Below are 23,338 nucleotides of genomic sequence, written 5' to 3'. Positions count from 1 at the left end.
CTTTTCTATTTAAAATATATTGTGAATAAACAAACAAATGGAGGTAGGAAGAATGGCAAATAGAATGATTTTGAATGAAACATCGTATTTTGGAAAAGGAGCGATCGAGAACGTACCGACCGAATTCAAAGCACGAGGGTTCAAAAAAGCGGCTGTGATCACCGACAAAGATTTGGTGGAATTTGAAGTAGCAACCAAAGTGACGAAATTATTGGATGAAGCAGGTGTCGACTATGCGTTATATGATGGGATCGTGCCCAACCCAACGATCCAAAATGTCAAAGACGGCTTAGCCTTTGTCAAAGAAGCCCAAGCCGATTGTATCATTGCGATTGGCGGTGGTTCACCGATCGATACGGCAAAAGCGATCGCAATCATTGCTACGAATCCTGAATTTTCAGATGTGATTAGTTTGGAAGGCGTGGCAGACACGAAAAATCCATGCTTGCCGATTTTAGCGGTACCGACAACTTCTGGGACTGCAGCCGAAGTAACGATTAACTATGTGATTACAGATGAAGAAAATCATCGGAAATTTGTTTGTGTAGATCCTCACGATATTCCTCTAGTAGCCTTTGTGGACAGCGATATGATGATGGGGATGCCGAAGAGCCTGGCAGCTGCAACGGGGATGGATGCCATGACCCACGCCATCGAAGGCTTCATCACCAAAGGCGCTTGGAAAATGACTGACATGCTGCACATCAAAGCAATCGAGATCATCGGGCGCTCATTGAGAGATTCCGTGAATGGCGATCAAGCAGGACGAGAAGCGATGGCACTAGGGCAATACATTGTCGGTATGGGCTTTTCAAACGTCGGCTTGGGCTTAGTCCACGGCATGGCACATCCATTGTCCGCTTGGTACAACATTCCTCACGGAGTAGCGTGCGCGTCTTTGTTGCCAACCATCATGAAATACAACAAAGACTTTACGGGTGAAAAATACCGTGAGATCGCGATCGTTTTAGGCATTGAAGGGGCAGAAACGATGTCACTTGAAGACGTCCGAGATGCTGCTTGCCAAGCAATCGATCAGTTAAGCAAAGATGTGGGCATTCCAGCGACCATTTCTGAATTAGGCGTCAAAGAAGAAGATATCCCAGCCATCGCCAAAGATGCCTTGAACGATGTCTGCACACCAGGCAACCCGCGGGAAACGACTTTAGAAGAGATTATTGAGCTTTATCGCTCGTTGATGTAAAAGCTCAAATCGTTCCTTTCAATGAGCGTGCTTATTTCGCTTGCTGTATAGGCGCTCAAACCTGGATTGCTCCTTAACGACGGTTGAAGGGTTTCGATAAACGGCGTTTTCCTTCTCGTTTCATGGGAACTAGCAGCTTTTCTTATTCCAACAGTTGAATAATGAACATTGATGATAACACTGACTTTGTTACAGCCATTTTGAAAAATGGCTGTTTTTTTTGTCCTTAACGTTGTATTGTAATTCTTATTATTGATCATCTTTGTCCCATGAAGGGGACAAAGAATGATAGAACGCTTACATTTCCTAGTGCTATGATAAGTGTGTAGAAAGGAGAACGGTTACATGACTGTTATGGAACAACGAAAGAGAAAAATCATCCATATTCTTTCCAATACGAGAGAATTTGTCACGGCCGATGAACTATCCGCAGCGCTCCGACTTTCTACAAAGTCGATTTATCGCATCGTAAAAGCAATCAATGAGGATGCCGCGATTGACTATGTGATTCTCTCAGAAAAAGGGAAAGGCTACCGCTTAAGTTTCCATCATCAAGAAAAGTCCCAGAGTCAGAAAGCGGAAATGCCGAATGCGCTGACACCAGTGGAACGCCGGAACAAGGTGATGGAGGAGCTATTGCTTATTTCCCCAAAAAGAAAGAATATTTTTTCCCTGTATCAGCCTTTTTATGTGAGTGAAACGGTTATCAACAGTGATGAGAAATTAATTTCTGAAGCTTTGCAGCGTTTTGAGCTGACGGTTTCCCGCAAAAATAAAATGATCGGGGTGAACGGTGCAGAAAAAAATATCCGTCGTGCATTGCAGGAGTATATCCAACAAACCCGCAATATCCGCTTGGATGATCTGCATGTGACGAATGAGGCGTTCAACCGCTATGATGCGGAGTTTGTTTTGCGACAGCTGAATTTGATTGAAAATCACCTAGGATTAGTAATCCCACATCCTTATAACATTAATCTTTTTTCTCACCTGTATATCTTATTGCGACGGTTTCGCAAAGTAGGGAATTCATTTAATGAGGATATTTTAGATGAGAAAGAGAAACAGCAAATGCAAGAAAACCCAGAATTAGCCACCATCGCCAAAGAGATCATTGGCAATAGCGAACAGTACTTGCATACGAAATTACCGGAAAACGAAAGCTATTATATGTATCAATACCTCGTCTCCTCACGGATGCAAAAGGCCACGGATGAATTAGAGGATCTGTCAGAACAAGTAAAACTAATTTCTAATGCATTTATAGAAAAAATGAGCACTCAGCTGCAGCGGTCATTTGAAGACGAGGAGTTATTCGGTAAATTGGCTCGCCATATCAAACCAATGATCAATCGGTTGCGACATGGGATCGAAGTCAAAAACAATCTTTTGGAGCAAATCAAATTAGAATATACAGATTTGTTTTTTGCTACCGAAGAGACTGCAAGAGAAATCTGCCAAGTGTACGATTTGCCAGCGCTCACAGAAGATGAAATCGGCTTTGTCACCCTTTACTTTGCTCAAGCGATCGAAGAACATCCTCAACAACTCAAGGTAATGATCGTCTGTACTACAGGAATCGGGACCTCCGAATTATTAAAAGTAAAAGTGCATAAGAAATTTCGTGAGTTAGCAATCACCGCTGTCCTACCTTCTCGTGATGTGGAAGCGGCTTTAAAGCAACACCCGGATACGGAGATGATCATCTCAACCGTTCAATTAACGATCGATAGTCCGATTCCGGTTGTGATCGTGAGCGCCATGCTGACGATGGAAGACCAAAAACGCCTTGAAGTGATGATTGGGAGGGTGAGAAATGACTAAATTCCCTTTGTCCCTTACTTTAGTTTCAACAGAAGCAGGAGAGACGAAAGTCGATGTTTTAAGGAAGATTGCAGGTGTTAGCCAAACAATCGGGCTGACGGAGAGCAAAACCCTGCTATTTGAAGCACTGCAAGCCCGAGAAGCGAGCGGCAATACGATGATTGCTGAAGATTTTGCGCTACCGCACATTGAAAGTGCTGTGGTGAAAAAAAGCGGAATCGTTCTAGTCAGAGGTGAAGAAGTCCTTTGGCAGGGAACGCTGCAAGCAAAAACGATTTTTGCGATCCTGATGAAGACTAACGAAACAACCGCGGTGAAACAAGCAGTCATCCGCTTAATGAAATGTTTCGCCTATGAAGAAAATCTGCAATTCATTGCAGAAAAATCAAAAGAAGAAATCGAAGCCTTCCTTCTCAACCAATGCGGCTGATAGGAATGAATGGTCAATTCAGTAAGGCAAGAGGTACTCAACTAGAGGAGGAAAACGAATGGATATTTCAACAGTGATTGATCCAAAAATAATCAAAACCAACATGGAGGCCGCTTCTAAAGAAGAAGCCCTGCAGCAATTGAGTCAGCTTTTATATACCAATGAGTACTTGACGGATCAGGCAGCATTTTTAAAAGATGTCTATGAGCGGGAAGCAGTTGGTCAAACAGGGATTGGTAATTACATTGCCATTCCCCATGGAAAAAGTGCTCATGTGAAGGAGATCGGCGTAGCAATCGGGGTTTTAAAACAAGAGATCCCTTGGGAAACGTTGGATGGCAAGGGAGTGAAAGGAATTATCTTATTTGCCGTCGGTGATGACACGGAAGGGGCGCAAAAGCATTTGAAACTGCTCTCTTTGTTCGCTCGGAAATTAGGAAATGACGAGGTGACGGCTGCCTTGTTGAAAGCAAAAGAGCCGCAGCAAGTGATTGAAGCATTTCAAGGATAACAGAAAATTTAAGGAGGAATTATTTATGAAAATCGTCGGAGTATGTGCATGTACAGTAGGGATCGCTCACACTTATATTGCTCAAGAAAAGTTAGAAAATGCGGCTAAAAAGGCAGGTTACGAGATCCATGTGGAGACACAAGGAACGATCGGTCGTGAAAATGAATTGTCACCTGAAGCGATTGCGGCTGCAGATGTCGTGATTTTAGCAGTTGACGTCAAAGTAGCAGGACGTGAACGATTTGAAGGGAAACGGATCATTCAAGTGCCGACCGAAGTTGCCATCAAGTCCCCAAGCAAATTGTTGGAAAAAGCCAAAGAGGTCGTTCAACAGCAGGCGGTCTAAGCAAACCGAAGGAGGAAGGAAACTATGGAAAAAATCAAAGCATTGAATTTAAAAGGACATTTGTTGACAGCCATCTCCTATTTGATTCCGATCGTCTGCGGTGCCGGATTCTTGATTGCCATTGGCATGGCTTTCGGCGGCACCAGTCAGGGACAACTGGTGCCAGGTGAATTTACGATTTGGGATGCTTTAGCTACGATGGGAGGCGCAGGACTCGGGTTGCTTCCGGTGGTCATTGCGACAGGAATTTCTTATGCGATTGCCGAAAAACCGGGGATCGCGCCAGGGTTTATTATTGGTTTGACAGCCAATGCCATTGGTGCAGGTTTTATTGGAGGAATCTTGGGCGGCTACTTAGCTGGATATCTTGTAATTGCTATTTTACGATTTATTAAAGTACCAAATTGGGCGAAAGGCTTGATGCCGACATTGATCATTCCCTTTTTGACCTCTTTGATCGGTGGTCTGATCATGGTCTATATTATCGGTACACCGATCACTGCCTTTACGAACTTACTAACGAACGCATTAAATAGCTTAGGCTCCTCTTCATTATTGGTTTTTGGTGCGGTCATCGGCTTGTTGAGTGGCGTTGATTATGGCGGACCAATCAATAAAACGGTCTTTGCTTTTGTTCTGACGATGCAAGCAGAAGGGATCAATGGACCGATCACTGCGTTGCAATTAGTCAATACTGCAACACCAATCGGTTTTGGTTTAGCATTCTTTATTGCAAAATTGTTCGGCAAAAACATCTATACGCCTGTAGAAGTGGAAACGTTAAAATCTGCCGTACCAATGGGTGTGATCAATATCGTTGAAGGGGTGATCCCAATCGTTATGAACGATATCGTCCGAGGGCTGATCGCAACAGCTATCGGTGGCGCTGCTGGAGGTGCTGTTTCAATGGTCTTAGGGGCAGATGCAACGGTACCGTTTGGTGGTGTGCTGATGCTGCCGACTATGACTCGTCCATGGGCTGGGGCAGTAGCTTTGTTGGTAAATATAGTAGTGACTGGGATCACCTTGGCTTTGATCAAGAAAAATGTCACTGAAGAACAAGTAGCCGCGCAAGCAGAAGTGGAAGAAGAAGAAATCGATTTAGATGATATTCAAATTTTCTAAGAAAAGCGATTCAATTGAAAGAAGAATCGTTCCTCTCAGTACAAGACTGATCGAGGAGAAAGGATAAGTCTATGAACAAAGTTGAATTTTCACCGTCACTGATGACGATGGATCTAGATAAATTTAAAGAGCAAATCACTTTTTTGAATGACCAAGTGGACTCCTATCATATTGATATTATGGATGGTCATTACGTACCCAATATTTCCCTATCCCCATGGTTTATTCAAGAGGTCCGCAAAATCAGTACTTTGCCTTTGTCCGCTCATTTGATGGTCACTGAACCTGCCTTTTGGGTGCAGCAGCTGATCGATATCAACTGTGAATGGATTTGCATGCACGCTGAAGTTTTGGATGGGTTAGCATTTCGTCTGATCGATCAAATCCATGATGCCGGATTAAAAGCCGGGATCGTCTTAAATCCTGAAACGCCAGTATCGGTCATTTTGCCTTATATCGATCGTTTGGATAAAGTCACGATCATGACGGTTGATCCAGGGTTTGCTGGCCAACGCTTTATTGAAGGGGCGTTAGATAAAATTGTTGAACTGCGGGAATTACGGGAAGAATACGACTATCACTATGTCATTGAAATGGATGGTTCCTCCAATCGGAAATCCTTCAAACGGATCGATGAAGCCAATCCAGACATCTATATTGTCGGACGCAGTGGATTGTTTGGTTTAGATGATGACATTGCCAAAGCATGGTCGATCATGGTCGCAGATTATCAAGAAATGACTGGAAAAGTTTTGAGTAGCTAAGCAAAGCCGAAAGCAAAATAACCGGACGACTCAAGTTGCGGACTGTTAAAAAGAGGAGCATTCGTTGCCTCCTAGCCTGTAAACTTTGGGTGTCTGGTTCTTTTCTATTGTGAAAAGGCAGTGAATAGAAACATGCTGGCTGAAGAAAGTGAAGGAGGCAATTTAATTGAAAAAATTATTTGATAAAATCGATCAATTAGGAGTGAACACCCTTCGTACATTAAGTATCGAAGCCGTACAAAAAGCCAATTCAGGACATCCAGGATTACCGATGGGGGCAGCACCCATGGCCTATGCCTTGTGGACCAAACACTTGAAAGTCAATCCAACGACTTCTCGCAAGTGGGTGGATCGTGACCGTTTTGTTTTGTCTGCTGGACACGGTTCGGCGTTATTGTACAGCTTGTTGCATGTGTCTGGTTACGATGTGACCATTGAGGATCTAAAAAACTTCCGTCAATGGGATAGCCGCACGCCAGGACATCCAGAAGTCGATCACACAGACGGCGTGGAAGCAACCACTGGACCTTTAGGACAAGGGATCGCCATGGCAGTCGGTATGGCAATGGCCGAAGCCCACTTGGCTGCAACCTACAATCGCGACAAGTATCAAGTCATCGATCACTATACCTATGCCTTATGTGGCGATGGGGATTTGATGGAAGGTGTTTCGCAAGAAGCTGCATCCATGGCGGGTCACATGAAATTAGATAAACTGATCGTCTTGTACGATTCAAACGACATTTCCCTAGATGGTCCGACCTCAAAAGCCTTTACAGAAAATGTCGGTGCGCGTTTTGAGGCGTATGGCTGGCAACACATTCTCGTTGAAGACGGCAATGATTTAGAAGCAATCTCAAAAGCGATCGACGAAGCAAAAGCTGAAAGCGACAAACCAACCTTGATCGAAATCAAGACTGTGATCGGATACGGTGCGCCAAATCAAGGCACCTCTGCCGTTCATGGTGCGCCGATCGGTGCCGAAGGCATTTCTGCAGCTAAAGCGATTTATGGCTGGGAATACCCAGAATTTACCGTACCTGAAGAAGTTGCCGCGCGCTTCAAAGAAACCATGATCGATGAAGGACAAAAAGCTGAAGCCGCTTGGAACGAAACTTTCCATGCCTATGAAGCAGCCTACCCAGAACTTGCGGCGCAATTCAAACAAGCCTTTGCGGGTGAATTGCCAGCAGATTGGGATGCAGCATTACCAAGCTACGAAGTTGGCAGCTCACAAGCTAGCCGGGTATCCAGCAAAGAGATGATCCAAGCCTTATCCAAAGCCGTCCCTGGTCTCTGGGGCGGATCGGCTGACCTTTCTGGTTCCAACAACACGATGGTGGCAGCAGAAAAAGACTTTGAACCTGGCCAATACGAAGGCCGCAACATTTGGTTTGGTGTCCGAGAATTTGCGATGGCGGCAGCCATGAACGGCATCCAATTGCATGGCGGTACGCGAATCTATGGCGGGACCTTCTTCGTCTTCGTTGATTACTTGCGTCCAGCGGTGCGCTTGTCTGCGATCCAGCATGCACCTGTGATCTATGTCTTGACACATGACTCCGTGGCGGTGGGAGAAGATGGACCGACCCACGAGCCGATCGAGCAATTAGCTAGCGTCCGTTGCATGCCAAATGTCCAAGTGATTCGTCCAGCAGACGGCAATGAAACCCGTGCTGCCTGGAAATTGGCCATGACAACAACGGATAAACCAACGGTCTTAGTCTTAAGCCGACAAAATCTACCAGTGATCGAAGGCACGCAAACCGGTGCGGATGAAAATGTCGCAAAAGGTGGTTACGTGATTTCAAAACAAGCTGGTGAAACACCAGCGGGTATTTTGATCGCCACAGGTTCTGAAGTGAATCTTGCGGTCCAAGCACAAGCTAAATTGGCAGAAGAAGGCATCGATGTATCGGTGGTCTCCTTACCAAGCTTTGATTTGTTTGAAGCACAAAGTTCAGAATACAAAGAAAGCGTCTTGCCAAAAGCAGTGAAGAAACGCGTAGCGATCGAAGCGGCTTACCCATTTGGTTGGGAACGTTACACCGGTTGCCATGGAAAAGTGATCGCGATCGATCATTTCGGTGCATCCGCACCTGGTGACAAAGTCTTAGCGGAATTCGGCTTCAGTGTTGAGAATGTCGTGAATACCTTCAACTCACTATAATCAAAAAACAGGCGATCTTTAGAGGGAACATTCCTTTGAAGATCGCCTGTTTTTGTTTACTAAAGAAGCATGGCCAAATCTGCGCTTAATTTTTCTCTATTGTTAAAAGGAGCCATGAAATCATCTCTCGATAGCAGTCATCAGCGATCGCATTTGGTGTCCGATCAAAGTCATGCTGTTCTAAGTCGAGCCAAAGTGTTTTGGCACGGGGGACTTGTGCAGCGAAAGCTTCGGAGGCGCTGAAGGGAACGTCTGGATCTTTTTTGCAATGAACGACAAAGCAAGGAGGAAAGTCTTTGTAAGCGGCAGCAGGAATCGCCAAGGCTGCCAGCTGTTCCCGATTGCCTAAATAACGCTGCCAGTTGCCATATTGACGGGCGGAAAGGTACAAAGGGAATCGTTTTTCTAACGTGCCGTGGGTGATTGGTTGGCTTTCGATCATAGCTTCGGCGTCGAGTGGCGGGACTTTCGGAAATTGCGTGTAAAAGCGTGCCGGCTGCAAAAATTCTTTATAAAACAACTCTTGGTATCCGTAAAATCGGATCAAGCCTTTTTGCTCCGGATGCTTTGTGCGTGCGGTCAGTAAGGTCGCTAAAAAACCGCCGGCGGAGCGACCGAATAGAATGTACTCATTTGCACCAACGCCGCTGAAGTGCCAGCCCTCTGTCAAAAACCATTCCACTGCCTTTTTTGTATGAAGGTAAATGTCGTTCAGCGCTACTTCGGGAGCCAGTGGATAATCAAAGAGATAAAGGCTAACACCGGCAGCCAGCAATTGGTGGACATAATCCTGCGGAAGGTCTTCCCGCTGACCATAGAGGAAGCCACCACCATGAAAATACAAAAGGCTGATCCGAGGCTGCGCTGCTTTTAGGATCGTCACTTCTAACGGCAAAGTGCCGTAGGTGTCAAATTGGATTTTTTCTGTTTGCGCAAAGGCATTTTTAGGATAAACCATTGTTTTCTTCCTTTCTCTTCTTCGATAGTATAAGGAAGAGTATAGGAGAAGGAAGCGGTTTAGAAAACAGCGTTATGACTAAAAATAGAAACGGTTTTGTCGAAAGTGAACAATGATGTCCTTCAGTAACACGCTTACAATAACCGTATAAATCAAAGGAGGCAGAACAATGGAGTTGAAAAAAGAAGTAGCGGCAATGATCGATGCATTATCTCAGATTGGGAATGATCCAACTGGAGGAATGACTAGACTGCTTTATACCGATTCATGGAAAGAAGCGCAATCATTTGTAGAAAAACAATTAAAAAAAACTGGCTTAACGACGTCCTATGATGCAGTCGGCAATCTCTTCGGCAGAATGGAAGGCAGCCAGTATCCAGAAGAAACGATTCTTTCAGGGTCACATATCGATACCGTCGTCAACGGGGGCACATTAGACGGTCAATACGGGGTCGTTGCTGCTGCTTTAGCGATCAAGTATTTAAAAGAGACCTATGGGCAACCTTTACGCTCCTTGGAAGTCATCTCAATGGCAGAAGAAGAAGGCAGTCGTTTTCCAACCGTTTTTTGGGGAAGTAAAAACTTTGTCGGAGAGGCCAAAAAAGCCGATGTTGAAGCGATCGCAGATTTTGAAGGCAATAGCTTCGTGGCAGAGATGCAACGCCAAGGCTTTGACTTTCGCGACCCACAAGAACCGGTTCGATCAGACATCAAAGCCTTCGTGGAAATCCATATCGAACAAGGCAGTGTTTTAGAAAAAGAAAACTTGCAGATCGGTGTCGTCAATAGTATCGCTGGTCAAAAGCGCTACACCTTTGTCTTAAAAGGACAAGCCAATCATGCAGGCACCACACCGATGGGCTATCGTCAAGATGCTGTGTATGGTTTTGCCAAAATGTGTGCCGCAGTGATCGACCGTGGCTTAGATCTTGGGGATCCATTAGTTGTGACATTCGGTAAAGTTGAGCCAAAGCCGAATACGGTCAACGTGGTTCCTGGTGAAGTGTTGTTTACGATGGATTGTCGCCATACTGATGGGCAGCTATTGGATGCCTTTACTGCTGAAGCAGAACAGATCATTCAAGCGATCGCCAAAGAGCACGACCTGACAGTGGAGATGGACCTATGGATGGATGAACGCCCAGTGCCGATGGACGATACGATCGTTGCCACGGTGGAACAAGCGGTGAAGCAAACCGGCAAACGCTACAAAGTGATGCATAGTGGGGCGGGTCATGATTCCCAAATCATTGCACCACATTTTCCAACGGCGATGCTGTTTGTACCAAGTATTGATGGGATTAGCCACAACCCAGCCGAAGCAACAACTATCGAAGATTTAACAGCTGGGGTAGAAGTTTTAGCAGCTTCCCTTTACGAGCTAGCATACAAAGAATAGAAAGCAGGGACACACATGGGATACAAAAATAATAATACGGGCTATTTAGATGGATTGCTGCAATCACGTGCAGTCATTAGAAAAAATAATTTTGCGATCTTGCCGCATGACGGGTTAGTGAATAATGTCATTCCAGGATTCGAAAACTGTGAATGTTCGATACTCGGCACACCAAAATTAGGGGCGTCTTTTGTCGATTACATCATTTCATTCAAAAAAGATGGCGCCAACCAATTGGGCTTCGGCGGACCAGAGATCGAGAGTTTCTTGTATGTCATCTCGGGCAAACTGGAAGTGAGTGATGGTAAAGAAACCCATACATTGACGGACGGAGGCTATATCTATCTGCCTGCTGGAGAAAAACTGTATATGAAAAATCTCCAAGAAGAAGCGACAGAAGTGTTCTTATATAAGAAGCGTTACCAACCGTTAGAAAATCACCAAGCCTACAAAGTAGTGGGGAATCTTTCAGAGTTGATACCGATCCAATACGAAGGGATGGAAGACGTCCTGCTTTGGGATTTCTTACCGAAAGAGTTGGGTTTTGACATGAATATCCATATCCTTTCCTTTGAACCAGGGGCAAGTCATGGCTACATTGAGACCCACTACCAAGAACACGGGGCGTACTTACTGTCAGGTAAAGGGATGTATAACTTAGACAATGAGTGGTTCCCAGTGGAAAAAGGCGACTATATTTTCATGAGTGCCTATGTACAGCAAGCGGCCTATGGTGTCGGTCGTGATGAACCATTGACCTATATTTATTCCAAAGATTGCAACCGCGATCCGGAAATTTAAAGGAGTTTAGAAAATGGAAGAGACGGTTATTGTACAGTCACAAGAGTTACAGCAATTGATCCAAAAAAAATTAGCGGCTGCTGGTTTGTCTGAAGCGCACGCAGCCATCGTTGCAGAGCATTTGGTCTTTGCCGATGCCAGCGGGATCCACTCTCATGGGGCTGTACGGGTAGACTATTACGCAGAGCGGATCGCTAAAGGTGGAATGAATCGCACTCCACAGATCACGTTTGAAGAGACTGGGCCTAGCAGCGGGATCGTTCACGGTCAAAATGGCGCAGGGCAGGTCGTTGTATTAGAAGCGACAAAGCATGCCATTGAGATGGCCAAACGTTCTGGGATCGCGGCGGTTGGTGTACGGAAAACGAGTCATAGTGGGGCGCTATCCTATTATGTCAAAAAAGCTGCAGAAGCTGACTTGATTGCATTATCTATGTGCCAATCAGATTCAATGGTGGTTCCTTTTGGCGGCAAAGAAAATTATTTTGGTACCAATCCAATCGCATTTGCCGCACCAAGAAAACAGGGGGCACCGGTGGTCTTTGACATGGCAACGACGGTCCAAGCGTGGGGCAAAATATTAGACGCTCGCTCCAAAAATAAAGAGATTCCTGCGACATGGGCCGTGGATGCTCATGGCAAGCCAACGACGAATCCACATCATGTCCACGGCTTACTGCCGATCTCAGGGCCAAAAGGCTTTGGGTTGATGATGATGGTGGATATCTTATCAGGAATGCTCCTTGGGCTGCCTTTTGGCAAGCATGTTTCCTCTATGTACAACGATCTGACGAAAGGTCGCGACTTAGGGCAATTTATTTTGCTGATCGATCCGCAACGCTTTACAGATTTAGACACATTTAAAGAGTCGGTGGAGACGATGGTTGCCGAACTGCATGACATACCGGCTGCTGAACAGTTCCAGCAAGTCTATTATCCAGGCGAGATCAATCAACTAACCTATGAAAAATATATGGCAGAAGGCATTCCCATCGAGAAGAACATTTATCGCTATCTCATTAGCGACACGGTTCATTTTGACCAGTATTCTGGGTCAGATGCCTTTGCACAGACAGGAACAGGAGAGTGAGGAGACCCATGTTACACACTATTATTCAAAAAAACAATTACCAAGATTCCATTGTTTTAATGCTTTTGACCAATCGTCTACTGACGATCGAAGGGATCAACAACGCTTCGGTCATGATGGGCACACCTGCCAATAAGGACATTTTCAAGACGGGTGGTCTTTATACCGAGGAGATGAGCAATGCGACATCCAACGATATGGTGCTCGTTTTAGACATCGAAGAGGAAGAAATCATCGAAACAGTCCTGTCAGAAATCGATGCCTTCTTATCGGACCAAAGCAATAGCGCAGGAGAGGAAACCCAAAGCGTCAAAACTTGGGAAAAAGCCTTAGATCTTGGAAAAGATGCGAAGGTCGCTGTCTTATCGATTCCCGGTACTATGGCAGCACCAGAAATTGAAACCGCATTAGCAGCGGGCAAACATGTATTTTGTTTCAGTGATAACGTTTCATTGGAAGAGGAAGTTCGGCTAAAGAAACTGGCGCATGAAAAAGGACTTCTTTTAATGGGACCAGATTGTGGCACAGGGATTCTCAATGGGATACCAGTAGCCTTCACCAATGCCGTCCGTAAAGGGAAAATCGGTGTTGTCGGCGCTTCGGGTACTGGTATCCAAGAAGTCACCACTATTATTCATAAATTGGGTGCCGGTGTAACACAAGCCATCGGAACCGGTGGACGAGATCTCAAAGAAGCCGTCGGTGGGATCACCATGAAAGATAGCATTCTTGCCTTGGAACACGATCCTGATACGGAGGTGATCGTGGTGATCTCCAAACCACCTGCACCACGTGTCCGAGATGAAGTGTTGGCACTTTTAAGAAGAGGAACAAAACCTGCAGTCACGATTTTTCTTGGGGAAGAGCCAACGGACCACGAAGAAAATCTTTACCGAGCCTACACGCTGGAAGAAGCGGCTCAATTAGCCGTGCAGCTGCTACGCCAAGAACAGATTGGACTAGAGCCAGTGAAAGAGGAAACAGCAGCTGCCACTTTTGGACCTGAACAACAAAAAATCAAAGCTTACTATTCTGGCGGAACATTGGCGTACGAAGCAGCGATGCTTGTTAAAGCAGGATTAAATCTGGAACAAGAAGATACCCATCAGGAAGGGTACATCTTAAAAGCAGCTGGCCATGAGATCATCGATTTAGGTGATGACATTTATACTCAAGGCAAGCCCCATCCGATGATCGACCCAACAAAGCGGATCGAACTGTTGAAACAAGCGGGGGAAGATCCTGAAACGGCAGTGATTTTGTTAGATATCGTTTTAGGGTACGGCTCTCATCAAGATATGGCGAGTGAATTGGCACCGACCATCAAATCATTGAAGGAAGAAGCACAAGCAGCTGGTCGGGAGTTAGCGGTGATCGCTACGATCGTTGGAACTGATTTAGACCCCCAAGATAGCAACGAGCAAGCAGAGATTTTAACCGCAGCTGGCGTGATTTTGTGTCAAAGCAATGCCCAAGCAGTCAAAAAAGCTTTAGCAATGCTCGGCCATCCCTTTTCCCCAATTAGTCGTAAGCTGTTGCCAAAAGCAGTGACAACTGCCGATGGGTTGCCAGAGCCATCTGAAAAGAGCCGCGAATTGTTGTCGAATGACGCGTTCATCAATGTAGGATTGCGTAGCTTTGCAGAAGCGATCCAGACGCATCACGGTCAAGTCGTTCAATATGACTGGCAGCCAATTGCTGGTGGGAACGTAACGTTACAAAAAGCCTTACGTTTCTTAGCACAAGTGTCACTATCAGAGTAGGAGGAAGTTATCGTGTACGAAACTATTGAAGAAGCAAACCGAGCCGTTATTGCCAAGATCGTTGCCGGTTCGCCTTTTTTGTTGGATGTCGTTCCAGCAGTCAGTGTCATTCCAGAATTAGGTGAAGGAAAAGTCCTATTGCACGCAGGACCACCGATCCGCTACGACCAGATGATCGATCCGATTCAAGGCGCTTGTGTTGGAGCGGGACTTTTTGAAGGCTGGGGCGAAACGGAAGAAGAGGTACGTCATTTATTAGCATCTGGGGAAGTTCAACTGATTCCTTGTCACCACGTGCAAGCGGTTGGCCCAATGGGGGGCATCACCTCTGCCAATATGCCGGTTCTCGTGGTGGAAAACAAAACAGACGGCAACCGAGCGTACTGTACGATGAACGAAGGGATTGGGGCAGTTTTACGTTTTGGCGCCTATTCTCAAGAAGTCATTGATCGCTTGCATTGGATGAAAAATACGTTAGCACCAGTTTTAAGTGCTGCACTACAAACAAAACCCGATGGCTTGAACATCAATGTCTTAGTCGCAAAAGCAATCGCCATGGGGGATGAGTTCCATCAACGGAATATCGCTGCTTCGTTGGCGTTCTTAAAAGAAGTAGCACCAGCGATCGTTACCCTTGAAGGATTTGAAAAAGAAAAACCAGAAGTCATTCAGTTTCTAGCAGACACGGATCAGTTTTTCTTGAATATCATGATGGCTTCTTCAAAAGCGGTGCTTGATGGCGCCCGGACGATTGAAGAAGGAACGGTTGTGACAGCAATGTGTCGCAACGGGCATGAATTCGGTATCCGTATTTCTGGTATGGGGGACGAGTGGTTTACCGGTCCTGTCAATACACCAAAAGGGTTGTATTTCTCAGGATTCAGTGAAGAAGATGCCTCTCCAGATATGGGCGACAGTGCCATTACGGAAACCTTTGGTGTTGGGGGAATGGCGATGATTGCTGCCCCAGCTGTGACACGCTTCGTTGGTTCCGGCGGATTTCACGATGCGTTGAAAACCAGCAATGAGATGTTAGAGATCTCCATTGATACCAATCCGAATTTTCCCGTTCCTACATGGGACTTCAAAGGGATCTGTTTAGGGATCGATGCTCGGAAAGTCGTGGAAACAGGGATCTTACCGGTGATCAATACAGGGATCGCCAACAAACAAGCTGGACGGGGACAAATTGGGGCCGGGACAGTGACACCACCAATGGATTGCTTTGAAAAAGCTGTCTTGGCTTATGCAAAAAAATTAGGATTTGAAGAATAACTCAGGGTCTGAAAACGTGAAAAGGAGCAACCTAGCGATGATACAGGCAAAATGGATCGACCAAGCTTTATTTGAACCCGCATTTATCAATGGCACCTGGCTCGTTCACAGTGTGTTTCAGCATAGTTTCAATCTGCAAGATCCTCGTCAGGATCAGCTGATCTGTGTCTCCAAACAAGCGGCTCGCGTGCCCAAAGGAATGATTTTAGCTGCCGACGATTATGCAGCGTTGGCGACCGACTTGCTTGCTGGTACCACTCTTTTGGTTCAGCAACGAGTGATCCATTTTCCGCATCATCGTCTGTCTTTTCAAAAGGCAGCCATGTTTACAACCACCTTCCCAGCTGGCACAGTCCCATTTGATCGAGAACTGTTTTGGTCAACCCTCCAACATGTCACGGAAAAGACGGGGATTCAAGAAGCTGTTTCACAAACCATCAGCAGCAATCATCCGTTTTATGACGCAATCGATCAGCTATGCACGCCTTCATTTAAAGAACAACGGCAAGCAGTCGCTTATTTAGTCGGACGGGGTGTCGGATTGACCCCCACAGGCGATGATATGCTAGTTGGCCATTTACTGGCTCGCCGAGTGATGGGGCAAGAAGATACCCGCTTGGTGGCTTATCTACAAAGAAGGCTGTTGACAGTCAATGATTTGACGACTGACGTCAGTAAACATTATCTTCTGCATGCGTTGACAGGCGCATTCAATCAATCGGCGTTATCCTTGACCAGGTGTACCGATTCAGCGGCTTTTTACCAAGTAATCAAAGAGATACTAGCGATCGGTCATACCTCGGGGGCTGACTTTTTGGCAGGGTTTGCTCGCAGTATCAATCAATTTCAAAACAATAGAAATGAGGAATTCATATGGCAAAACGAGTGGTCATCGCTCTAGGGGGCAATGCAATTTTAAAACCGAATCAACCAGCGACCGTAGAGACACAGCTTGCAAATATCCAGTTAAGTGCAGAACAGATCGCTAAAATCGAGAAACTTGACCATCAAATCGTTGTGACGCATGGCAATGGGCCGCAAGTCGGCAATATTTTACGACAAAATGAAGAAGCCAAAGAAGTCGTGCCGCCTTTTCCACTGGATGTCTGCAATGCAGAGTCACAAGGCTTTATCGGTTATTTGATGGAGCAAAGCATCAAAAATAAAATCGATCAAGAAGAACTGACCAGCAATGTCGTGACCTTATTGACTCAAGTGGAAGTGGCAGCGGATGATCCCGCGTTTGAAAAGCCAACGAAGCCGATCGGCTTGTTCTACTCAGAAGAAGAAGCAAAAACAATGGCTGAGGAAAAACATTGGGTGATGGAAGAAGATGCTGGACGTGGGTACCGTCGCGTCGTGCCATCCCCACAACCTGTGACGATCCACGGCGTGGAATCAATGGTTCATTTATTGAATCAAAATACCATCGTGATCGCTGGTGGCGGCGGTGGGATTCCAGTCGTAAAACAAGCGGAAGGCTTGAAAGGGATCGAAGCAGTCATCGATAAAGACCGAACTGGGAAAAAATTGGCAGAACAAGTGGATGCCGATGTATTTATGATGCTGACCGACGTCAGCAACGTTTATATCAATTACGGAACACCGGAGCAAGAAAAATTAACGGGATTATCCGTAAGTGAAGCGCAAGCATATTTTGATGCGGGGCATTTTGCAGAAGGCAGTATGGGGCCGAAAATGGAAGCAGCGATTGCGTTTGCCAAGCAAGGAAAGACGGCAATCATCTGCTCATTGGAAGAAGCAGACTTAGCATTGTTAGGTGAAGCAGGCACAAGGATCGCTGGGTAACACCAGCGATCCAACTGCTTGATTCGCCTATTAGTCGCCTTCTTCGGACAGCTCAAGGGCTAAGCGCAGATCCAGGCTAATGCTAGGATCATGCACGTTTTTTCCTAGTAGCTTTTGGCACTGTTCGATGCGGTATTTGATCGTATTGCGATGAACGAACAAGGCTTTGGCGGTGCGGGTGATCTCACATTGATAATCCAAGTAAGCCCGTAAGGTTTTGCGCAATTCGATGGTGGCATCTTCTTGCGGAAACGCCAATTCTTTGAGGATCGTGCGGCAGAAATAATGGATATCTTCAGGGCTCATTTTTTCAAATAGACTCCGCATTCCCCGTTGATGGTAGAAAGAGACGATGGGAGAATCATGTTGGCCTCTTCGTTCTTCATAAGCAGTCTTTGCTTCAATGTAGGAGCTGGCTAAATCATTGATGCTTTCACAGACACTCCCTACACCAAAGGCCATTCGAAAAGGCAACCGATTGGTCAAAGCATTGGCGGTCTCAATCAAATGGTCTTCTAAGGCATCACACTTATGCTGCACGAAAATCGCAAAGTGATTGCTGCCCTTTAAGCGAAAGAGACAAACATCTTTGATGCGATAAGGCAGTTGTTCACTAAACCACTGATAGACCAAGTCACTTTCTTCTTTTAGGTATTTGTCTTTGTCTTTGGTTTCTTTGGTTGGTTCACAGGCACCATAGATGACACGATAATGGCGGGCTTTGACCAACCCGTAAGTCTTTCCGAGATCTAACCAATCTTTTTGTTCCTGTTTGGAAGATTGCTGGTATTCGATCATCCGTGTTAAAAAGTCACTTTTTAAATCTTCAAAAGATTCTTGCACTTTTTGGTTTTTGTAGAGCATAAACGACAAGACCAATGCTGCTTGTTCCAGCGCAAAATCCGAGACAGGATAAGGAATCGCCTCAGGATTCAAAATGACTAAATAATGGGGGAAATAAGTGGAGGTTTCAATGGCATAATAAGAAATTTGTGACGTTTTTTCATGGAGATCTTTGATAGGGATCGCCCCGCTTTTTTCACCAGTAAAAACCCCTTTCGTTTGTCCTAATTGATGGATGTAGTACTCCGCGGGTTTTGACATGCGGGTGAAATGCTTGGAATGGGCAATCACTTGTTTGAAAGGATTCAACAAAATGATCGGTGTATTGACCATTTGGCCAAAATCAGCGATAAAGCGAGCGATGCTGACATCCTTCATCAAGGAAGCAGAGAACCGTTTTTGGATATCTAAGGCATAACTCAGCTGCTCGGTTTTGGTGTTCCATAGTAAATTCAAAAGCTGGTGCATCAAACGGCCCAGCGGCATCGTGGCAGGTACTTCTACGATGGGGAAACCTAAACTATCGGCGTAGGCGATGACTTCAGGATCGATGACATCCAAAAAACGACCGATCTTGATGCCTAATCCAGCGGCATTTTTGGCTACGAGGGAATCGATCAGTTCAAGCAGTGCTCCTTGATTATCTTTATAAACCATCGCCGTGCTTAAGATAAAGGTATGCTCAGGAATATAGTGTGCGATATCGGGGGTCTCAGTGATTTCGATACTGTCGACGGGAATTTCCGCGGTAATGGGATCTGTCAACAAACGCAAATTGGAAAAGCGTGGTGTAGCAAGCAATTCAGCAACTAACTTCATAGAGAAACTCCTTTTAGAATTGAACAAAACAAACAAAAACATGTCCTTTTTTAGCTTTATTGTACAACAAACTTGGAAACGTTGACAAGGCGTTGGGCAGTGAAATCAAAAAGAGAAATGAGGGGAAAAGATGTATAAAGAGTTAACGATCGCACAACGTACGATCATGACACCTGGGCCTGTAGAAGCACATCCAGCTGTTCTTCAAGCAATGACCAATCGTATTTTGGGACAGTTTGATCCGAATTTTTTGGCGATCATGGATGAGGTCAAAGAAATGATCAAACAACCGTTTGGAACCAAAAACAAAGAGGCATTTGCCATTGATGGGACTTCCCGAGCTGGTTTAGAAGCGGCGCTGATCGCTTTGATCGAACCAGGGGACAAAGTCTTGATCCCCGCCTATGGGCGCTTTGCTTTCTTACTTGGAGAAATCTGTGAACGTGCCCAAGCGCAAGTCAAATATGTAGAAAAAGAATGGACGGCTCCTTTTGCACCCGCAGAGGTCATCAAAGAAATCGACGCATTTCAACCCAAGATCGTGGCGATGGTCCACGGGGAAACTGCCAATGGGCAAATGCAGCCGTTAGCAGAAATCGGGCAGTATTGTCGCGCAAAAGATATTTTCTTTGTCGTTGACATGGTGGCGACTTATGGTGGCGTGGCCCTGTCAGTCGATGATTGGTGTGTCGATTTGGCAATTGCCGGTACACAGAAGTGTTTAAGTGTGCCGTCTGGTCTTTCATTAGTGACCTACAACGATCGAGTCGAAGCCGTCCTTAATGCCCGTTACCAAAAAGAATTAGGCTTGAGCAAAACGGATCGAAACAAGCGGCACATTATGAGTAATTACTTGGATTTGAGTCAATTGCAACGCTACTGGAACAAAGAGCGAATCAACCATCACACAGAAGCGACGAGTATGATCTATGCGCTTCATGAAGGATTACGGATGTTGCTAAACGAAGGCCTCGATGCAGCCTATCAACGTCATTTGACGAATGAAGGGGCGTTGGTCGCTGGACTGGAGGCAATGGGGCTTTCGATTTATGGCGAAAAAGCAACCAAAATGCCGACAGTTACCCCCATCTTTATTCCAGAAGGTGTTGATGGCGAAGCTGTCCGAGAAGAGATGCTTCACTCCTTTGGTGTAGAGATCGCTAGTTCATTTGGTGATCTAAAAGGAAAAATCTGGCGGATTGGAAATATGGGCTACAGCAGCCGCAAAGAAAATATTTTACATGTCCTAGCCGCGTTAGGAGGGGCACTATTGTACCAGCAAGCACCAATTTCTGCCGGCAAAGCGCTCATCGCTGCGTTAAATTACTACCAAAAAACGACTTAAAATTTTAGCACAAATGCACAACGACTGAAAGCGCTTTGTGAAAAATGACAAATGCAATAGTCGGCAAAAAAACGTACACTAAGACTATCTTAAAGCGCTTTCGTTGGCGTGCTTCACAAACTTTACTTGTGTAACTGATGGAGGGAAAAAAATGGAAATCAATAAAGAACGTGGTGGGCTTGCCTACTGGAAACAAATTATTATCTTAATGTGTTCAGGCTGGGTCACTATCTGGATTTATCGCGCTGCGTTATCACCGGTCTATCCGCAAATCAATGAGTCACTTGGCGGCAATATTTCTGATACAGCATTAGGATCGATCGCCAGCTTTTACTTTTTCGGCTATGTGATCATGCAGATCCCTGCCGGCTTTTTAGTGGATAAGATTGGGAAGAAAACAGTTCTGCTTCCGGGATTTGTGGTATTTGCACTGGCAGCTTTACTGATTTCACAAGCCTCTTCAATCTCCATGATCTATACCGGTAGCTTTTTAGCAGGGATCGGCTGTGGATCATTTTATGGTTCCGCGTATTCTTTGACCTCACAGAACATTCCGAAAGAAAAGAAGAGCTTCTCAACAGCGATCGTCAATAGTGGTTCTGCCGTTGGTTCAGGGTTTGGGATGATCTTATCAAGCTTTATCGTTATTCAGATGAATATGCCTTGGCAAACAATGATGTATTTATCCGCTTTCTTGATCGTTTGTATGACGATCGCTTTCGCATTGGTGATCCGCAGCAACAAAGAAGACGTAGCTTTCTTGGAGAGTCAAGCAGCAGCTGAAGAAGAAACAACGGATCAGCCGAAAGAAAAAGTTTCCCTTTCGACCTTGTTCTCCCTGCGGATGCTCTTTACGTATGTGTTATATTTTGCGACGTGTTATGCCTACTATATGACGGTTACTTGGCTACCAAACTTCTTAGGAACAGAACGAGGCTTCCAAGGAGTCGCAATCGGCTTCTCTTCTTCATTGGTGGCATTTGCTTCGATTCCTGGGGCCTTGTTCTTTAGCCGCTTGGCAGACAAATACATGCATAAAAAAGTTACCTTTATCGTTATTTTAGAAGTATTAGCGGCGTTGATGTTATTAGTAACGGTGCAAGCAACAAATTCGACCTTCTTAATGATCGCGTTGATCTTGTACGGGTTCCTTGGAAAACTAGCAGTTGAACCAATCATCATTTCTTGGCTAGGGGAAAATGCACCAAAAGTTGGGGTCGGTACGACATTAGGGGTCTTCAACTTTTTCGGCATGATGTCTTCCGTTATCGCACCAACATTGACCGGATCGATCTCGGATGCAACAGGGTCAAAAGTAATGGGCTTTTATATCGCAATTATTTTGTTGATCGGTGGTACATTCTTATTCTTGACTGTAAACTCTAAGAAAACAGCAAAGTAGAAAAGTGAGGACCAACAGATGAAAAAACGATCCTTAAAAATCAGTTTGACCAACCAAATCATGATTGCAACGGTATTGGGGATTTTTTGGGGCGTTTCCTTTCCCGGTTTAGGTGATCAAATGCAGCTAGTCGGGGACTTCTTCTTGCGACTGATTCAAATGTCTGTGGTCGTGTTGGTCATGGGCTCGGTGATTGAAGCGGTGGGGGGACTTGATCCAAAAGAATTAGGTGGGATCGGCGGGAAAGTCTTCCTCTGGTTTACCGGTTCGACCCTCGTCGCCGCTATTTTCGGTCTCTTGTTCGCCTTGATCCTCAAGCCCGGCGCAGGCCTTGACCAGTCGCTGCTGCAAAGTACAGAAACTGCATTAAGTACCAGCAGCATAGAAGAAGTCATCTTGAACTTTGTTCCACTGAACATTATTCAAGCCATGGTGGAGCAGAATATGATCCAAGTGATTATTTTTTCGCTCTTCTTTGGCCTTGCCTTGAGCTTAATCAAGCATGAAAAAAAGAATCAGCTGTTTCTAGATATGATCGGTAGTTTTAATCATATTTTGTTAAAAATGGTCAGCATGATCATGAAGTTGGCGCCGATCGGGATTTTCGGCCTTGTTGCTTCCTTGGTAGAAGATACCGGCATTCGTGTGTTGGGAATGTTAGCCAGTTTTTTATTGACGTTAGCAGCGGCATCTTTGCTCTTTTTGTTTCTTTGGTTTCTCTTGACGTCGCTCTATTGCAAAGTTTCCTTGTTTCGTTTGATAAAGAATATGTGGCGTCTATCGGTGGTTTCCTTTACGACCACCTCTTCTGCTGTTTCATTGCCGTTTCAAATCGAAGATGGCAAAGAACGATTTGGGATCAGTGATCGAATCAATAAGCTCGTGATGCCTTTAGGCATGACCTTAAATAGCAATGGGCTCTCCTTATTTTTAGCCCTGACAATCGTAACCGTTGCTCAGGCGTACCAGATCCAATTGAGCTGGGGGGATCTTTTGCAAGTGGTCTTGTTGTCCTCGTTGGCATGCTTGGGAACGATCGTCGTTCCAGGCGGCGGATTAGTCACACTGGCTACGGTTTTACCTATGTTAGGACTACCTAATGAAAGCATCGCCTTACTGGCAGGGATCGATTGGTTTTCTGGGATGTTTCGGACCCTCTTGAATGTTGACCCTGACGTCACGGTGGCGTTGATCGTTGCTCATGATGAAGGAGAACTGGATCGTGCAGTCTTCAATGGTGAAAAAGCCCAGGTCAAATTAGCAGAAAAAATCACCGATGGCGTATAAGACCAATCATTCTTGTGATGAAACTTTACTCTTTTTTGAAAACGTGCTACGATTGATTCGTTGATAGACTAAAGAAGCTTCCTGAAATACCGTAAACGGTAAACAGTAGCGGCTGATTTTCCGCTTGTCATTCAACAGACAACTACGACAAAAAGAGGAGGAAAAAACATGAC

The 23,338-nt window shown here is 45.4% G+C and carries 20 protein-coding genes; 18 read left to right on the top strand and 2 right to left on the bottom strand.

Features of this window, described 5'->3' with window-relative positions:
* The first annotated feature begins 52 nt into the window (after positions 1-52).
* From fucO to tkt, 8 genes are all read left to right on the top strand, one after another.
* Positions 53-1,204: a lactaldehyde reductase gene (fucO, locus tag IGJ17_RS12270; protein WP_429961456.1), complete on the top strand. Its 1,152-nt coding sequence runs from the start codon at positions 53-55 to the stop codon at positions 1,202-1,204.
* A gap of 345 nt (positions 1,205-1,549) precedes the next feature.
* Entirely contained in the window at positions 1,550-3,028 is a 1,479-nt protein-coding gene (locus IGJ17_RS12265) for a BglG family transcription antiterminator (protein ID WP_086316452.1), read from the top strand.
* The gene (locus IGJ17_RS12260) at positions 3,021-3,458 is read left to right on the top strand and encodes a PTS sugar transporter subunit IIA (RefSeq protein ID WP_086316451.1); all 438 of its coding nucleotides are present in this window, start codon (positions 3,021-3,023) and stop codon (positions 3,456-3,458) included. The genes IGJ17_RS12265 and IGJ17_RS12260 overlap by 8 nt, the downstream gene beginning before the upstream one ends.
* Before the next feature lie 58 nt (positions 3,459-3,516).
* A complete protein-coding gene (locus tag IGJ17_RS12255) occupies positions 3,517-3,969 on the top strand; it encodes a PTS sugar transporter subunit IIA (protein WP_016612612.1) in 453 nt (150 codons plus the stop codon).
* A gap of 25 nt (positions 3,970-3,994) precedes the next feature.
* The gene (locus IGJ17_RS12250; protein ID WP_008380953.1) at positions 3,995-4,315 is read left to right on the top strand and encodes a PTS fructose transporter subunit IIB; all 321 of its coding nucleotides are present in this window, start codon (positions 3,995-3,997) and stop codon (positions 4,313-4,315) included.
* Positions 4,316-4,339: 24 nt separating this feature from the next.
* A complete protein-coding gene (locus IGJ17_RS12245; RefSeq protein ID WP_005234436.1) occupies positions 4,340-5,440 on the top strand; it encodes a PTS fructose transporter subunit IIC in 1,101 nt (366 codons plus the stop codon).
* Between the two features lie 71 nt (positions 5,441-5,511).
* A complete protein-coding gene (gene alsE, locus IGJ17_RS12240) occupies positions 5,512-6,204 on the top strand; it encodes a D-allulose 6-phosphate 3-epimerase (RefSeq protein WP_008380955.1) in 693 nt (230 codons plus the stop codon).
* Positions 6,205-6,370: 166 nt separating this feature from the next.
* Positions 6,371-8,374: a transketolase gene (tkt, locus tag IGJ17_RS12235; RefSeq protein ID WP_429961455.1), complete on the top strand. Its 2,004-nt coding sequence runs from the start codon at positions 6,371-6,373 to the stop codon at positions 8,372-8,374.
* Positions 8,375-8,459: 85 nt separating this feature from the next.
* On the opposite strand, the gene IGJ17_RS12230 is transcribed toward tkt, so the two are convergent.
* The gene (locus tag IGJ17_RS12230) at positions 8,460-9,332 is read right to left on the bottom strand and encodes an alpha/beta hydrolase (protein WP_016613703.1); all 873 of its coding nucleotides are present in this window, start codon (positions 9,330-9,332) and stop codon (positions 8,460-8,462) included.
* 169 nt (positions 9,333-9,501) lie between these two features.
* Here IGJ17_RS12230 and allC point away from each other — a divergent pair, with 169 nt between their 5' ends.
* Genes allC through arcC form a run of 7 tightly spaced genes read left to right on the top strand, consistent with a single transcriptional unit; the run spans position 9,502 to position 17,469 of the window.
* Positions 9,502-10,731, top strand: coding sequence for an allantoate deiminase (allC, locus tag IGJ17_RS12225; protein ID WP_086316448.1), 1,230 nt, complete (start codon positions 9,502-9,504; stop codon positions 10,729-10,731).
* Between the two features lie 15 nt (positions 10,732-10,746).
* A complete protein-coding gene (gene allE / locus IGJ17_RS12220) occupies positions 10,747-11,532 on the top strand; it encodes a (S)-ureidoglycine aminohydrolase (protein ID WP_086297689.1) in 786 nt (261 codons plus the stop codon).
* 13 nt (positions 11,533-11,545) lie between these two features.
* On the top strand, positions 11,546-12,622 hold the full coding sequence (gene allD, locus IGJ17_RS12215) for an ureidoglycolate dehydrogenase (RefSeq protein WP_005234452.1): 1,077 nt from the start codon (positions 11,546-11,548) through the stop codon (positions 12,620-12,622).
* Positions 12,623-12,630: 8 nt separating this feature from the next.
* A complete protein-coding gene (gene fdrA, locus IGJ17_RS12210; RefSeq protein ID WP_008379230.1) occupies positions 12,631-14,385 on the top strand; it encodes an acyl-CoA synthetase FdrA in 1,755 nt (584 codons plus the stop codon).
* 12 nt (positions 14,386-14,397) lie between these two features.
* Positions 14,398-15,660: a DUF1116 domain-containing protein gene (locus tag IGJ17_RS12205; RefSeq protein ID WP_429961454.1), complete on the top strand. Its 1,263-nt coding sequence runs from the start codon at positions 14,398-14,400 to the stop codon at positions 15,658-15,660.
* A gap of 37 nt (positions 15,661-15,697) precedes the next feature.
* A complete protein-coding gene (locus tag IGJ17_RS12200) occupies positions 15,698-16,561 on the top strand; it encodes a DUF2877 domain-containing protein (RefSeq protein ID WP_086332612.1) in 864 nt (287 codons plus the stop codon).
* Complete coding sequence (gene arcC / locus IGJ17_RS12195) at positions 16,534-17,469, top strand: carbamate kinase (protein ID WP_008379225.1); 936 nt, start codon at positions 16,534-16,536, stop codon at positions 17,467-17,469. The genes IGJ17_RS12200 and arcC overlap by 28 nt, the downstream gene beginning before the upstream one ends.
* A 30-nt stretch (positions 17,470-17,499) precedes the next feature.
* Here arcC and IGJ17_RS12190 read toward each other — a convergent pair whose 3' ends face one another.
* Entirely contained in the window at positions 17,500-19,131 is a 1,632-nt protein-coding gene (locus IGJ17_RS12190) for a PucR family transcriptional regulator (RefSeq protein WP_016613699.1), read from the bottom strand.
* 130 nt (positions 19,132-19,261) lie between these two features.
* Here IGJ17_RS12190 and IGJ17_RS12185 point away from each other — a divergent pair, with 130 nt between their 5' ends.
* The 3 genes from IGJ17_RS12185 (at position 19,262) to IGJ17_RS12175 (ending at position 23,165) form a co-directional block, all read left to right on the top strand.
* Positions 19,262-20,476, top strand: a complete 1,215-nt coding sequence (locus IGJ17_RS12185; RefSeq protein WP_429961453.1) for a pyridoxal-phosphate-dependent aminotransferase family protein — start codon at positions 19,262-19,264, stop codon at positions 20,474-20,476.
* 151 nt (positions 20,477-20,627) lie between these two features.
* A complete protein-coding gene (locus tag IGJ17_RS12180; RefSeq protein ID WP_005225368.1) occupies positions 20,628-21,878 on the top strand; it encodes an MFS transporter in 1,251 nt (416 codons plus the stop codon).
* Positions 21,879-21,896: 18 nt separating this feature from the next.
* Positions 21,897-23,165: a dicarboxylate/amino acid:cation symporter gene (locus IGJ17_RS12175; protein ID WP_429961452.1), complete on the top strand. Its 1,269-nt coding sequence runs from the start codon at positions 21,897-21,899 to the stop codon at positions 23,163-23,165.
* Positions 23,166-23,338 lie beyond the last annotated feature (173 nt).

It is taken from the genome of Enterococcus sp. DIV1096b (genome assembly GCF_050498765.1).
Classification (GTDB): Bacteria; Bacillota; Bacilli; order Lactobacillales; family Enterococcaceae; genus Enterococcus_D; species Enterococcus_D entomosocium.
The sequence above is the reverse complement of the archived record's forward strand: the minus strand, read 5'-3'. Positions and strand labels throughout refer to the sequence as shown.